The organism is Adhaeribacter soli (assembly GCF_008727925.1).
GTDB lineage: Bacteria > Bacteroidota > Bacteroidia > Cytophagales > Hymenobacteraceae > Adhaeribacter_A > Adhaeribacter_A soli.
This window is the reverse complement of sequence record NZ_VTWT01000010.1, coordinates 1-14,799: the sequence shown is the minus strand read 5'-3', so window position 1 is coordinate 14,799 and position 14,799 is coordinate 1. Positions and strand designations below refer to the sequence as shown.

The following is a 14,799-nucleotide window of genomic DNA, read 5'->3' as shown; positions in this document are numbered from 1 at the left end:
TCCGGATCTCTCCGGAGCTTTTTTTATAAATCGAACATTCGAACATCGAAAATTCGAACCTACGCAACCTTCAGTTGCTTCAGTGCCGATTTTTCAAATTTCTCGCGGGCGTAATCCAGGTCGATTAAGAGGTCTTTCACTTCCGATTCTGAAGGCAGGTCGAACATGGCATCGGTCATAATGCTTTCGCAAATGGAGCGTAAGCCGCGGGCGCCTAATTTATATTCGGAGGCTTTCTCTACAATGTAGTTCAGCGCGTCTTCATCGAAGTTAAGCTTGATGTTCTCCATTTCGAACAAGCGCTTGTATTGCTTTACAATGGAGTTTTTCGGTTGCGTTAAGATCAGGCGCAGCGTTTCGGCATCGAGCGGGTTCAGGAAAGTGAGTACCGGCAATCGACCGATGAGCTCCGGAATTAAACCAAACGCTTTCAGGTCCTGGGCCGAAATGTATTTCAGGAAGTTATTATGATCGGTTTCTTCCAGCGACGTTTTTGCAAAGCCGATCGGTTTGGTATTCAGGCGGCTCTTAATGATCCGGTCGATGCCAACAAAAGCACCGCCGCAGATAAACAGGATGTTTTCCGTATTGATCGAGATCATTTTTTGCTCCGGGTGTTTGCGGCCTCCTTGCGGCGGCACATTCACTACCGAGCCCTCCAGCAGTTTCAGCATGGCCTGCTGCACGCCTTCGCCGCTTACATCGCGCGTAATGCTGGGGTTATCGCTCTTGCGGGCAATTTTATCGATCTCGTCGATGTATACAATGCCGCGTTCGGCCGCTTCTACGTTGTAATCGGCAGCCTGTAGTAAGCGGGTTAAAATGCTTTCCACGTCTTCTCCCACGTAACCGGCTTCGGTTAAAACGGTGGCGTCGGCAATGCAGAAAGGCACCTGCAGCATACCGGCCAGCATGCGGGCCAGAAACGTTTTACCGGTTCCGGTTTCGCCTACCATTATTATGTTCGATTTCTCGATCACCACGTCATCCTGTTTCGGGCTTTGCATCAGGCGTTTGTAATGGTTGTACACTGCCACGCTCATTACCTTTTTGGCTTCGTCCTGGCCTACCACAAACTGATCGAGGTAATCCTTCATTTCCCGTGGTTTCACCAGGTTGAATTTCGGGGTTTTCTCTTTCGACCGGATCTTGTTTTCCTCGTTCAGGATTTGCTGAGCCTGGCCTACGCAACGCTCACAGATGTGTGCATTTACGCCCGAGATCATTACCGAAACCTCTTTTTTCTGTTTGCCGCAGAAGGAGCAAATAATTTCTGCCATAGGAATTAGTGAAGTAAAAAATACTTGCTTTAAAAGTAAAGCATTTACAAAGGTAATAAAAGGAAAAGGTTTCCCGATACAATAGTTTGCGAGAAAATTTTCCTTCGGATAAATATCAGATAATAGAGATGCGGAAATATTAGTGCTCGTTGCATTCTATAAGCATTTTTTCAGGAACAGGGAGTTACTGAATTTTAACTAGGCGGAGAAAAAAATGTTTTGCCGGCGGCAGCCGCTCACGGAAAAAGATAAGTAAGTGGCTAAATTCCCGGGCAGAATTCATCGTTTCTTCATTTGTCAACCGTAGCGTACCGCTGCCTGGCTGTTCTGGTTCGGGTTATATAGCGTTTTTCCGGTTAAAATACAGATTAGGTGGGTTTTAACCATTTTGGCATCCTGTGCAGCTGATTTATTTCCTGATAAGTATATAACGAAAATAATATTTAATTATATATTTGTATTGAAATCACATCTGCTGTAATGTCAGCCCGCATTGCTTTTCTGCTCGTATTTCTGGTTCTTCCGTTTGCTGTTTCCGGGCAGCCCGGTTTTCTGTTGAACAAAACTTACGCCGAGCGCTCTATTTATTTAGATTCTACGTACTACTCGGGCAAGATCCTGCGTCAGGATTCCCTAACGCTCTTTCCGGAAATAGAAAAACTTGCCCGGCTGGCCCTTGCGAATTCTGACGAGGAGCTTTTTCTTGAAACGAAGCTGATCCGCTACACTTATTATATGGTAGGCCGGCAACCCGACCACCCTTTGGCTGAAAAGAAGCTATTGGCTTTGCGGGAAATTGCCGACGAGAAAAAAATAAAGCAACTGCAGATCAGGACCCGCGATAAACTGGCGCATTACTATTATCATATCATGCATAAGCATGGCCCCAGCTTCGAAAATTACCTGGCTTATTACCAGTTGCTGAAAGAAATGCCGGATGCTGCATTGCCGGAAAAGCAGGAACTGATTGCCAATATCGGATCGGCCTATTTTAATTTCGGCGATAACCAGAATGCCCGGAAATATTTTGCCGAAGCCCAGAAGTTACCGCCATCTTATAAAAAACGCTTTCCGATAAACCTTCAGAATACCCTTGGGCTCATTCACCGTTCCGAAAAACGGTACCCGGAGGCCGAGAAAAACTTCCGCAAGGCGTATGCCATGGCCCTGGCAATCAACGACAGTACCTGGATGGGCATTGCGGCTGGTAATATCGGTATCAGCTATTTTGCGCAGGGGAAATACGATGAGGCCATACCGTTACTGGAAATGGATGTCCGGGAAAGTTTTAAAGCCTCCGAAAGAGACAACGGCCTGCATTCGCTGCTGATCTTAATGAAAATTAACCTGCTGAAGAAGAACTGGGCTATACTTGCCGGACAAATACAGCAGGCCCGTGAGGTACTGCCCCACACCGGCAATCCCTACCAGCACCTGAAAGAACTTTACCCCATCCTGGCGCAGCTAAGTGCCAAACAAGGCAATATGTACCTGGCTTACCGCTATACCGATTCGGCTTCTATGGTTAAAGACAGCCTTTACAAGCGCAGGGATGCTTTCTTACTGGCCCGGGCCGAAAATAAAGCGGAGCTGGAAAAATACCGGGCCGATGTAGACCGGCTGGAAGCGCAGAAAAAATTTCAGGGCCTTTGGGTTAATAGTTTGCTGGTAGGGGTGGTGTTGCTTTTAATTATTGCCACGCTGGTTATAAGCCGGCAGCGCCTGCTTTATAAACAAAGACAAGGTAAGCTGCAGGCCGAAAAAGCCACCATGGAAGACGAACTGCAACAAGCCGCGCAAAAACTGCAGGATTTTACCCAAAGTATCCGCGAGAAGAACAAGCTGCTTGAGCAATTTGCCGCCGACCTGAAGCAGGCGCAATCTCACGCCTTAGCTACCGGGGTTTTAGTTGACCAGGAAGCGTTATTGCAACTCCAGCAGGCTACCATTCTCACCGATGATCAATGGGAAGACTTCCGGCAGACCTTCGAAACGGTTCATCAGGGATTTTTACAACGCTTAAAAGAAAAGCTCCCCGGTTTAAGCCCGGCCGAAACCCGGTTTATGGTACTGAGCAAGCTGGAGCTTACAAACAAAGAAATGGCCGCCATGCTGGGGGTAAGCCCGGAAGCCATTCGTCTTACCCGCCACCGCCTTCGCAAAAAACTGGAGAGCCGGGGCGAACAATCGCTGGAAGAACTTATTGTGTCTATCTGATCAGTACGGATAAGCTCCTGCTTTAATAAAAATCTTCTGGTTTTAACTACCTTCCTTTTCTGAAAGGCTACCGCTTTTCCAGTTCCGCTTTTCGGTATTTCCTGCCTGCTTTATTTCTCCCGCTTTTCTTAGGATGTTTTGTCCGGCAAGTTTTGCTTTACCGGGGGCTACCTGTCTGATCGTAGTGCGGAGTGTAAATATCTGTAAAACAGATGAATAAGAAAGTGTAACGATTTTGTAACGGATCGTTTGAGGGGTGTTCAGCGATAAATAACCAACTTTAACCTGAGTTTCATCCAGATAAATTTTAGCTAAGTACCATCAATTCCCATAACGATTAAGCTTTCACAAGGTTTCGAAGAAAAGGGGGAAAAGCGATAAAAGTTTATACTTTTTTTATTCCAATCGGGTTCCAGGCTTTTGTGTGCTGTAAAAAGGTAAAGTAAATCTTATTAACAGGCAATAAGCTTAGATTTTCGTCGGCATGAATACGGCTTTTATCGGGTAAAATCAGGTGTTTACCGAATAGATTGATATAGCATGTTATTTAGAATTAATTTTGTTTACTGAGTTCTGAAAACCACAATAGAAATATAATTTGATATGAATTTACGCAATGCACTGAGAGGCTTTAACTGGATTGGCTCCTTCATGGGACTGATTTTAGTGCTTGTCTTTAACCATTATACCTTTGCCCAAACAAAAGGGTTGATTGTGGAACCTGCCAGAACCGGAACGGTGGCTCCTCATATCAATCACGGAAAACCAGTGCTGGATCCGGACCTGGATGGTTATATTTCTAAGAAGACTGCCGGGGTACAGCGCGGGTTCCAAACCAACGATACCACCGAGAGTGAAATTCCCTATAAACCATTTCCGCTTCCGGGAAAAGAACCCATGGAAGATTTGGCCAGGGGACCACGACAAGGCTTTTCTGATTTTGCCGATGTGCCCGGTACCAAGGTATATCCTGTATCTTCTTACCTTTCCCCGGCCGGTAATTTTATGTTCCGCTTTCGCCTGGGCGGTATTGCGCCGAATTCCAAAGGTTACAGCATTCTGGTAGATGCTGACGGTAAATTTGGTTTTTCAGGCGTAAACGCCGACCCGCAGGCAAGCGTCGATAATCCCGGATTTGAGTTTGAGATCCTGCTGGCTACCAATTTTGCGGTAAGGCTTTACGATATTAATAATGCAACCGGCACGGCTACCCAGATCGGAACCGACGCCGAACTGCCCTATAATACGTACGCACAAAAAGGCATCGCTTACTTTGAAAACGCCGGTGCCGATTATTTCTACGATTTTTACATTCCTTTTTCTAAAATAACGGCCTACTTTAACGGCTCCTCAAGCTTGCGGCCGCTGGTTACCACCAGTACTCCTTTACGGATGGTGGCTAATACCATCATGGCGCCCCAAAGCGTAATTAAAGGTCCAATCTCTGATATAAGTGGAATTGATGACCGGGCTTACAGTAACCCGGCTGCTGCCTGGGAGAAACTGGTAAACGGTTTCGTGGCCAAAGCTCCGGACGGCACAACCACTACTTATTACCAATCCTTCCGTTCCGATGCGCCGGTAATTACCAGTACTTCTTTGGTGGCAGGTACCGGAAAAACCATTAGCGGAACATCCTCGGAGGCTGCCGGAACCATTATTAAAATTTACCGCAACGGAGTTTATCTAGGGCAAACCACGGTACAAGCCGGCGGCACCTGGACGTACCCGGCTACCGGTACCATGACCCTGACTACAAACGAGCGCTATACCGCCACGGCAACTTTCACTGGAGAATCTGAATCTGCCTTTTCGAATGAAGTAATTGTAGGCACAAATTGTACCTACAGCACCGCGCCGGTTTTGGGCACTTGTACGGGGGTTAAAGGGATTGATGGTACTGTGCCGGGAGCAGCCGCTGGAACGGTAATAAAAATTTATGATGCCAAAAATCCTGGGGTAGTGTTTGCAACGGTAACTACAGGCGGAACTGGAGCCAGTTCAATCAGTGCCACTAATCCTGGTAGTGCCTTTATGTTTAAATATAATAACAATTATAATAACTGTAATTCCGGGGCCAACGATATGCCGCTAGGAAGTTATTATGTAACAGCAACAGAAGCTGGTAAATGCGAATCTGCCCGTACCGCAACTTCTTCTTCTACCTGCTTTGGCTCGGCTATTACCTATAATTTAACGCTTTCTACTAGTCCGGTGCTGCAAAGCACCACCACTTTAAGCGGGAATGTAATTAATGGCGCTTCGGTTTTTGTTTATGTAGGGGGGCAGTACGTTGGCCGGGCTACTGTTACAAACGGAACCACCAATGCAACTTGGACTATTTCAAATCTTGTTTTGCGCTCCGGCCAAACTGTACAAGTCGAAGCTGTTTCAGGAACAAGCTGCTCGGCTTCAATCACAGCTAATGTAGTAAACCCAAGCAACCCGCCAATTGTCAATAGCCCGATCAGAACCAATGCAACTACTATTTCCGGAACTTCAACCGAAGCAAACGGTTCCGTTATTACGATTTATTTGAATGGCACACCCATTACAGGAGATGTTACTTCCAGTACTACTACCGTTACAAATGGTACCTGGAGTTTTGCGAAGCCTGCAGCAGTAACTTTAGCAGTTGGCAGTGCCATTACCGCAACTGCTACTGCCACGGGTAAAACTGAAAGTCCAGTTTCTAATTCTGTAGCAGTTACCGCCATCCCGCCTGCAGTACCTGCGCTGCCTAATATTACAGGCGGCCCTTACCTGGAAGGCGGTACAACCGTATCCGGAACCGGACCGGCCAATACCCCGATAAACGTTTACATAGATGGTTACCTGATCGGTACGGTTACTTCCCCAACAACTACCTGGACCTTAAATTTAACTACTGCAGCTCCTGCCGGAACTCATAACAATGACCTTTATGCCGGCGGCTACCTGAATGCCACTTCCGGCACCATCGGCAGCAACGAAAGCGCTTATTCCAATAATACCACGGGCACTTACGTAATTGTGCAATGCAACCCGCCTGCCATCAGAACCGCTTCTTTAACCAATCCCCAGGTTTGTTCGGGTAGCGCTACAGAATTCAGGCTTACGGGGTCCCAGGCAGGCGTTATTTATACGTTAATGAATGGCAGTACAGAACGGGGACCATCCGTGCTGGGAACCGGCGATGCTTCTCCGGCCTATGTATCCGTTATTTCCTTCCCCCTTACAAGCAGTACATCGAGCCCGGTAACGGAAACCTTTACCATTGTGGCCAAAAGTATAACCGGCGGAACCTGTACCCCTACCACTATGACGCTAAATCCATCGGCAAATCCACCGGGCGTGGTAACCATTAACCCGGCTCCGAATACAGGCCTTAATGTAACGGCTCCTGCCTCCGTTGCTCCTGGTGGAACGGCTAACGTGGTGGTTGAAAATTCACAATTGAATTACCGTTACCAGTTAAGAGAAGGCACAACCAATATTGGTGGAATAGTATCCGGCAATGGAGGAAATATATACCTGCCTACCGGCGCTATAAATGAACTTAAAACCTTCAATGTGTTAGCTACCGATGTAACGCGTTCTACCAACTGTACGGCTCAGTTAACCAGAACCGTAACCATTAACACTGATGCCCCTGTTGCTCCGCTTCCGGTGGCATTGGTTTCTTTTACCGGCAAATTGGTTAACGACCTTGCGGTACTGGATTGGGCTACGGCAATTGAAAAAGATAATGATCACTTTATGGTGGAAAGAAGCCTGAACGGAAAAGAGTTCACCCAAATTGGAAAAGTAAAAGGCAACCTGAATTCTTCGCAATGGCAGACCTACAGCTTTACCGATATGGAGCCGGTTTCTTCGCTGCAATACTACCGGTTAAAGCAGGTAGACCTGGATGGTACGTTTGAATACAGCAAGGTAATTGCGCTGGACAGTAAACTTAACAGAAAGACAGAACCGATCCTTTATCCGAACCCGGCCAGCAGAAATGCTTCGGTTCTGGTAGAAAGTAAAATGGCGGAGACAGTAACCCTGGCAGTTTACGACGCGGTGGGTAATCTGCTGACGCAAAAATCGGTGACGCTAAAAACCGGCAGTAACCTGCTTCCGGTGGAAACGAAAGATCTGCCGGCCGGCATGTATCTGATAAAAGTAGGCGGGAAAGAAATGAATGCAACCCTGAAACTGCAAAAAGTATCCGAGTAAAAGAGTTTCTTCATGTTTCAAAAAAGCCGTTCCGGATTCCTGAACGGCTTTTTGTTTTTTTGCCCTAAACCGTACCATTTCTGTTTAAAAAGTACGACAAGACTTTTGTGCGAATATCATTGCATAACCTAAACTCACGAATTCTTCAGAACGAAAATGGGCTTTAGCCCTGCTCCAAGGCTGTAGGAATAACCAGGACAAAACTGGTTGCTTTAAAGAATTAAAAAATAATTAGGGAGTTTCATTGCCGTCTGCTTTAGCTGACGGATAGCAGACAGCCTATTAAGAGCGAAGTCTGGCTAAAGCTTCCATCTGAATTATTTTACATTTTCCTTACTACCTTGCTTGCTCTCAAGGCCAAAAACTCCATTACGCATACCGCCAGAATGGCCCAGAGCAAACCAAGCAGGTAGCCGCCAACGACATCGGTCAGGAAATGTACGCCCAGGTAAATGCGGCTGAAACCTAAAAGCAGGATAAAGATCAGGCTCCCCAGGATCCACCAGATCTGCCCGGCGGTGCTTTTAATTTCCAGCAAACCCAGGTAGAAAAGTAAACCGAAAACCGAAACGGCGTAGGTAGCGTGGCCTGAAGGAAACGAAAAGGTGTGTTCCTGGTAATAAGCCAGCTCTAAAGGCCTTTCCCGCCGGAAAAATAATTTGGTAAAATAAACTGAAAGTCCGCTTCCCGTTAAAGAAATTGCGAGCGCTACAAAGTAAAAGTACTTTTTCTGATAAATAAAGTAGCCGGCTGCCAAGAAACAAATTACTAATACCCCTTCTAAAGAACCCAGCCAGGTAAAGTAAAATAAAGTCAGACTGGTAAGGTCGGTGCGGTCCTGAAAAAGCCATAAAGAAACCTGCCGGTCCATGGCCTGCAGTTTTTTCGAGTTTACCACATCTTCCGAAAGATCTGAAAGCAGGGCCAGGTTAAAAGTTAAAATTCCGATGAGCAACGTAAAAGGCAGCCCAAAGAAATGATGCATGGTAAACCGCCGGCTGATAAATTGAAAAAGCTTCGGGTATTTTACGGCCAGCTTTTGCATGAACGGCAGCCGGAAAAACGCTTCTACTTTAGCGGAAATAAAGAGCAACGGGGTTCTAAAGATCATAGAGCAGGAGGGGCGGAATTTTATAGGCTTCTTATAAATCTAACCGGTTCTACGGAATAAATTCAGTTTTACGCATGTTTTTGTTTCATTCCTTAGCCGGATTTTTTATCGCAAAACGGTACCATTTTAAACGAAAAAAGCTGCCCCGGGGTCCGGAGCAGCTTTCTGTAATACGTTCGAATAAAATTATTTGGCAGGTCTAACCAAAACCTCATCGATCAGGCCGTATTCTTTGGCTTCATCGGCGCGCATCCAGTAGTCGCGGTCGGAGTTGTCGTGGATTTCCTGGTAGGTTTTGCCGGAGTGCTGTGCCAGAATGTCGTAAAGTTCTTTTTTCAGCTTCAGGATCTCGCGGGCTGTAATTTCAATGTCCGATGCCTGGCCTTGCGTGCCGCCCATTGGCTGGTGGATCATTACGCGGGCGTGGGGCAGGGCAGAACGTTTGCCGGCCGCGCCGCCGCATAATAAAACCGCACCCATAGAAGCGGCCAGACCGGTACAGATCGTAGCCACATCCGGACCTACGTACTGCATGGTGTCGTAAATACCCAGACCGGCATAAACCGAACCGCCCGGCGAGTTAATATAAAGCAGGATATCCTTTTTAGAGTCGGAAGATTCCAGGAAAAGCAGCTGGGCCGTAATAATGTTGGCAATAAAATCGTCTACCTGGGTGCCAAGGAAAATGATCCGGTCCATGATCAGGCGGGAGAAAACGTCGATTTCGCGGAAGTTAGTCGGACGTTCTTCAATCACCGAGCGGGTCATATTGCTAATGTTGTGCATGGTCAGGCTTTCCACATGGTGAAGGTACTGGTCTACACCCAGGCCGCTCAGGCCCTGGCCCTTCACAGCAAACTTGCGGAATTCATCTCTATTCATAGTGTCTGGTTATTGAGTTTTTTGCGTTTACCTTTTTACAGAAACAAGGTTACACAAATCGTGCGAAAATAAAAAAAGTCCTCCCGTAACAGGAGGACTTTTTAGTAAAACGGTATGAAAACAGCTTAGAAAGTCATGTTACGGAACTCTTCGGCCGAAACGGTTTTTTCTACTACTGTCATTTTTTCCTTTAAACGCTCGATTACTTTTTCTGCCAAAATGGCTTCGTATTCGTTAATGTAGTTCTTGCCGTTGTCCTGACGCAGGTAGTTGTCAGCAAACTGGTTCAGGCTTTCTGCCAGCTCCTCAGAAACTTCCGGCAGGTTGAACTGGGCCATCATTTTCTCTTTGGTGCGGTTAATAACCTCTTCGTTGCTTACTTTCAGGTCGTTTTCTTCTACCACTTTGTTGCGGATCATCGACCATCTCAGCTCTTTCTCGTAGTTTTCGATGTTTTCGTCGATCTGCTCCTGGGTCAGTTTACCTTCGTTGGCAGCCAGTAACCATTTCTTTAAGAAGTCGCGCGGAATATCGATCTGGGTTTCTTTTACCAGTTTGTCAACGATCTGGTGGTTCAGAACCTTCTCAGCTTCTTCTTTATAGTTTTCAGCAATAGTTTCTTTTACTTTCTCGTCGAACTCTTCGCGGCTTTTCACGGCATCTTTACCGAAAATTTTGTCGAAGAACTCCTGATCCATCGGAGCAGACTCGGTGCGGTTAATATTTTCAACGGTGAATTCGAAAGTACCTTTCAGTTCGGCAGCTTTCTCTTTACCGGCGCCGGTAACGTGGTTAATCGCGCTGGCATCGTTGTTGAACGCTTGCTGCAGGTCGAAAGAAATTACGTCGCCTTTTTTCTTGCCGATGAAGTTTTCTTTGCCGTTTACGATCTTGTTGATCGGCAGCAGGGTAGTGGTTTTGAAATCGCCGTCAAGCTGCTTCAGTTCGCCGTACAGGTAATCGTTCTCTTCGGAAGTTTCCGGGTTAGTGGTGGTGCCAAACTGGCGCTGCATGTGCTCATACGCTTCCGAAATAGTAGCATCGTCAACCTCTACTTTGTAGCCTTCCACGCTGGCAGTTTCGCCCAGGTTCAACTCAAACTCCGGCAGTAAGCCCAGTTCGTAAGAGAAGTCGAATTCTTTCTGGGTATCCCAGTCAATATTTTCTACGCGCTCCGGCAGCGGCTCGCCTAAAATTTTGATCTTGTTTTCCTTGATGTAGTTGTTTACCGACTCGTGCAGCAATTTGTTGATCGCATCTACCAGCAGGCTTTTGCCGTACATTTTGCGGATCATGCCAGCCGGCACTTTGCCCGGACGGAAACCTTTGATCTGCGCTTTTTTGCTGTATTCTTTTATTTGTTCGTCAACTTTCGGCGCGTAATCTGCTTCGGCAAGCTGCACGCGCAGGCGGGCGTTGGTCGGGTTCTGCTTTTCTAATGTAATATTCAAGGCTTTAACGTATTTAGTTAGAACTGATTTCCGGGGTAAAAACTTAAAAACCCTCAACAACCAGGGCTATTGAGGGTTTTTTAAAGTGCGGATGGAGGGACTCGAACCCCCATGCCTCGCAGCGCTAGATCCTAAGTCTAGTGCGTCTACCAATTTCGCCACATCCGCAGGGTGAATTGCTTTATTGCGTGGCAAAGGTAAGGCGAAGTTTTAATTCCTGCAATACTTTCCCAAAAGTTTTTTCCGGAAATTTGATAGCGTTTTGTAAGGAGTTAGAAATCAGAATGTATACTTTTGGTGGATTCAATTTTTAAAGAATGATCAGGCTTATTTTAATGGTTTTGCTACCGTTTTTGTTTTCTAAGAATGCGGTTGGGCAGAATTTAGTTTACAATGGGAGCTTTGAGGAAAATTCGAAGCAATCCGGCTGCTGTAATGATTACGGAATGATTGAAGATGCTAGTGGGTGGTTTCGGTTAACTGGGAGTGCAGATTTATTTAATGCCTGTTGTCAAGCAGGTAATATGCAAAATGTACCTAAAAATTTCAGCGGTTTTCAATACCCGCACGATGGTAATGCCTATGCTGGTTTATTTCTGCTTATGAAAGATAAAAGGTATGAAGACTTCTATTATAGAGAATACATACATACAAAACTTCTCCAGAGACTGCAAAAAGGAATAAAGTATAAGGTGTCCTTCTATTTGAGTTTAGGAGAATGCTCTAAATTATTTTCAGATCATATTAGTGTTTGCTTTGCGCCAGAAAAGAAGCTCTTTATGGAAAAGGTGCCACACCATTTATTAAAAGGTATTAATGTCGTAAAATATAATTTGAACCCTAGTATAGCTAAAGATTCAGTTAACTGGAATAAAATAGAAATAGAATACGAAGCCAAAGGAGGAGAAGAATATTTGGTAATCGGCTCTTTTTCTGATGATATCTCTAAAGGACAATTTAAAGCTATATTAAAAAGAAATCTTATTTATCCAGCGAAGGATAAAAGTGAGTCAAAGAAATACGCTTATTATTTTATTGACAATGTTTCTGTTGTCTCTGTCAAACAATCTGGAAGTTCCACTTTAGAAAGTTCTAAAGACAGTAAGTAACAGGTTGTTTAGTGGCTCCAATCTTTATTTCCTAAAAAACCGAACCAAATATTTCTTAAAAACTGTTTTTATTCGTAATATATTTACGAACTTTTTTGAATTACCCCGCGCAAGCGAAACTGAACATATAACTTAGGAATGATCGATCCTGAAGTAGAACGCAAAGAAATACTCCGGCATTACCGCCGGATTCTCAAATATGCCAAACCTTTCCTGAAAGGCAACGATGCCAAAATAATCAAGAAAGCGTTTAATACCTCCGTAGAAGCTCATAAAGACATGCGCCGCAAGTCCGGCGAACCCTATATTCTGCATCCGCTGGCCGTAGCCCAGATCGTGGTGGAAGAAATTGGTTTAGGCACCACCGGCATCGTAGCGGCCCTGCTGCACGACGTGGTGGAAGATACCGATTGGGAGTTTTCCGACATCGAGCGCGAATTCGGGCCGAAGGTAGCGAAGATCGTAGAAGGCTTAACCAAGATTTCCGGCGTTTTCGAATACGGTACTTCCCAGCAGGCCGAGAACTTCCGGAAAATGCTGCTCACGCTTTCCGACGATGTGCGCGTGATCCTCATTAAGATTGCCGATCGCTTGCACAACATGCGTACCTTGGATAGCATGCCGCGCGACAAGCAGCTGAAGATCGCTTCGGAAACCATGTACCTGTACGCACCGCTGGCGCACCGTCTGGGTTTGTACGCCATAAAATCGGAGCTCGAAGACTTATACTTAAAGTACACCGATACCGAAACGTACAAGGATATTTCGAACAAGATCCGGCAAACCAAAAGCTCCCGCAACAAGTTCATCCGCGATTTTATTACCCCAATAGAAGAGGAGCTGGGCAAGCACGGTTTCGAGTTTGAAATTAAAGGCCGTCCGAAATCCATTTATTCTATTCTGAAAAAGATCAAGAAACAGAATATCACCTTCGACGAAATTTACGACCTTTTTGCGATCCGTATTATTCTGAACGTGCCGCTGGAAAGTGAAAAGGCTGCCTGTTGGCAGGTTTATTCCATCGTTACCGACCATTACCAACCCAACCCTGACCGTCTCCGCGATTGGGTGAGCACTCCCAAAGCCAACGGCTACGAGAGTTTGCACACCACTGTAATGAGCAAGACCGGCCAGTGGGTGGAAGTGCAGATCCGGAGCAAGCGCATGGACGAAATTGCCGAAAAAGGCTATGCCGCGCACTGGAAATACAAAGCCGGCGGACCAAGCACTTCCGAAACAGCCCTGGAGCAATGGATCAACAAGGTGCGGGAAATGCTCGAAACCAACGACTCCAATGCCCTGGAGTTCATGGACGAGTTCCGGAAAAACCTGTTCGTAGAAGAGGTATTCGTGTTTACCCCGAAAGGAGACCTTATTATCTTGCCCGATAAATCTACCACCCTCGATTTCGCCTTCGACATTCATACCCAGATCGGCATGCAGTGCCTGGGCGCGAAAGTAAACCAGAAACTCGTACCGCTAAGTTATCAGCTAAAGAACGGCGACCAGGTAGAGATCCTTACTTCCCAGAAGCAACGTCCTACGGAGGAGTGGCTCAAATTTGTAACCACTTCCAAAGCCCGCGCAAAAATCAAAGAATACCTCCGCGACGAAAAACGCCTGAAAGCCGAAGAAGGAAAAGCGCTGGTCGAAAAACGGTTAGCGGAACTGAAGATCGAAAACAGCCACCATAATTTAAACCGCTTGCTGGTACACTTCAACGTGCACAGCCTGCCGGAATTCTACTATCGCATCGCTTCCGAAAAGATCGAGCCGAACGATATTATTGCCGATATTTTTGATCCCAACAGCGAAGCTTCCAAAACGCTGTCGAAGTTCGAACCGAAGGAATTCGATAAGGAAGTGCAAAAAGCGCGGGGCATCCATTCGGATATGCTCGTGATCGGAGAAAATACCGAAAAGTTCGATTATAAAATAGCTACCTGTTGCAACCCGATTCCCGGCGACGATGTGTTTGGTTTTCAGACCGAGGAAGCAGGCATTGTGATCCACCGTACTTCCTGCCCGGTAGCCATCGAGTTACTGGCCAACCACGGCAACCGCATCGTAAAAACCAAATGGACCGAGCAGCAGGAACTCGCCTTCCTGGCCGGTATCCGCATAAAAGGTTCCGATAGGGTAGGATTGGTAAACGACGTAACCAGAATTATTTCGAACTCCCTACGGGTAAACATGCGGTCCATTACCATCGATTCCGACGACGGATTCTTTGAAGGCAGCATCATGGTTTTCGTAAACGATACCGCCCACTTAGAAAAACTGATTCAGCGCCTGAGCAAAGTAAACGGCGTATTGCTGGTAGAACGATTCGATTGACCCCACCCAATAGCTAATTCAGGGGAGGGTTTTTTGATCAGGATTTTCAGGATTAAAGGATTTTCAGGACAATTGTTTGAATCAGAATCAGAATCAGAATCAGAATCAGAATTCTCAGAATTAAAGAATTTTCAGAATTTCCCTTTTCTGATTTCACGCATATCGCCAGCGCAGCGCCCCTGAAAACCACGTTAGCGGATAAAAACTAACTT

Annotated in this window: 8 protein-coding genes and 1 tRNA gene; 4 read left to right on the top strand and 5 right to left on the bottom strand. The window is 46.1% G+C overall.

Annotation, left to right across the window (positions count from 1 at the left end):
• Window positions 1–59: 59 nt before the first annotated feature.
• Entirely contained in the window at window positions 60–1,280 is a 1,221-nt protein-coding gene (gene clpX / locus F0P94_RS16135) for an ATP-dependent Clp protease ATP-binding subunit ClpX (protein WP_150904948.1), read from the bottom strand.
• Window positions 1,281–1,760: 480 nt separating this feature from the next.
• Between clpX and F0P94_RS16130 the strand changes: the two genes are divergently transcribed.
• Together F0P94_RS16130 and F0P94_RS16125 are read left to right on the top strand one after the other, a co-directional pair.
• Window positions 1,761–3,497 carry a tetratricopeptide repeat protein gene (locus F0P94_RS16130; RefSeq protein ID WP_150904947.1) on the top strand — a complete coding sequence of 579 codons (1,737 nt, stop codon included), beginning with the start codon at window positions 1,761–1,763 and terminating at the stop codon, window positions 3,495–3,497.
• A gap of 651 nt (window positions 3,498–4,148) precedes the next feature.
• Window positions 4,149–7,697: a T9SS type A sorting domain-containing protein gene (locus F0P94_RS16125; protein ID WP_191907071.1), complete on the top strand. Its 3,549-nt coding sequence runs from the start codon at window positions 4,149–4,151 to the stop codon at window positions 7,695–7,697.
• Window positions 7,698–8,019: 322 nt separating this feature from the next.
• On the opposite strand, the gene F0P94_RS16120 is transcribed toward F0P94_RS16125, so the two are convergent.
• From F0P94_RS16120 to F0P94_RS16105, 4 genes are all read right to left on the bottom strand, one after another.
• Window positions 8,020–8,808, bottom strand: a complete 789-nt coding sequence (locus F0P94_RS16120) for a phosphatase PAP2 family protein (protein WP_150904945.1) — start codon at window positions 8,806–8,808, stop codon at window positions 8,020–8,022.
• A gap of 186 nt (window positions 8,809–8,994) precedes the next feature.
• The gene (locus F0P94_RS16115) at window positions 8,995–9,690 is read right to left on the bottom strand and encodes an ATP-dependent Clp protease proteolytic subunit (protein WP_150904944.1); all 696 of its coding nucleotides are present in this window, start codon (window positions 9,688–9,690) and stop codon (window positions 8,995–8,997) included.
• Window positions 9,691–9,815: 125 nt separating this feature from the next.
• A complete protein-coding gene (gene tig / locus F0P94_RS16110) occupies window positions 9,816–11,141 on the bottom strand; it encodes a trigger factor (RefSeq protein ID WP_150904943.1) in 1,326 nt (441 codons plus the stop codon).
• 86 nt (window positions 11,142–11,227) lie between these two features.
• A tRNA-Leu gene (locus tag F0P94_RS16105) sits at window positions 11,228–11,309 on the bottom strand.
• Between the two features lie 149 nt (window positions 11,310–11,458).
• On the opposite strand from F0P94_RS16105, the gene F0P94_RS16100 reads away from it, so the two are divergent.
• Both F0P94_RS16100 and F0P94_RS16095 read left to right on the top strand, forming a co-directional pair.
• On the top strand, window positions 11,459–12,250 hold the full coding sequence (locus F0P94_RS16100; protein WP_150904942.1) for a hypothetical protein: 792 nt from the start codon (window positions 11,459–11,461) through the stop codon (window positions 12,248–12,250).
• Window positions 12,251–12,388: 138 nt separating this feature from the next.
• A complete protein-coding gene (locus tag F0P94_RS16095; protein ID WP_150904941.1) occupies window positions 12,389–14,587 on the top strand; it encodes a RelA/SpoT family protein in 2,199 nt (732 codons plus the stop codon).
• The last annotated feature ends 212 nt before the right edge of the window (window positions 14,588–14,799 follow it).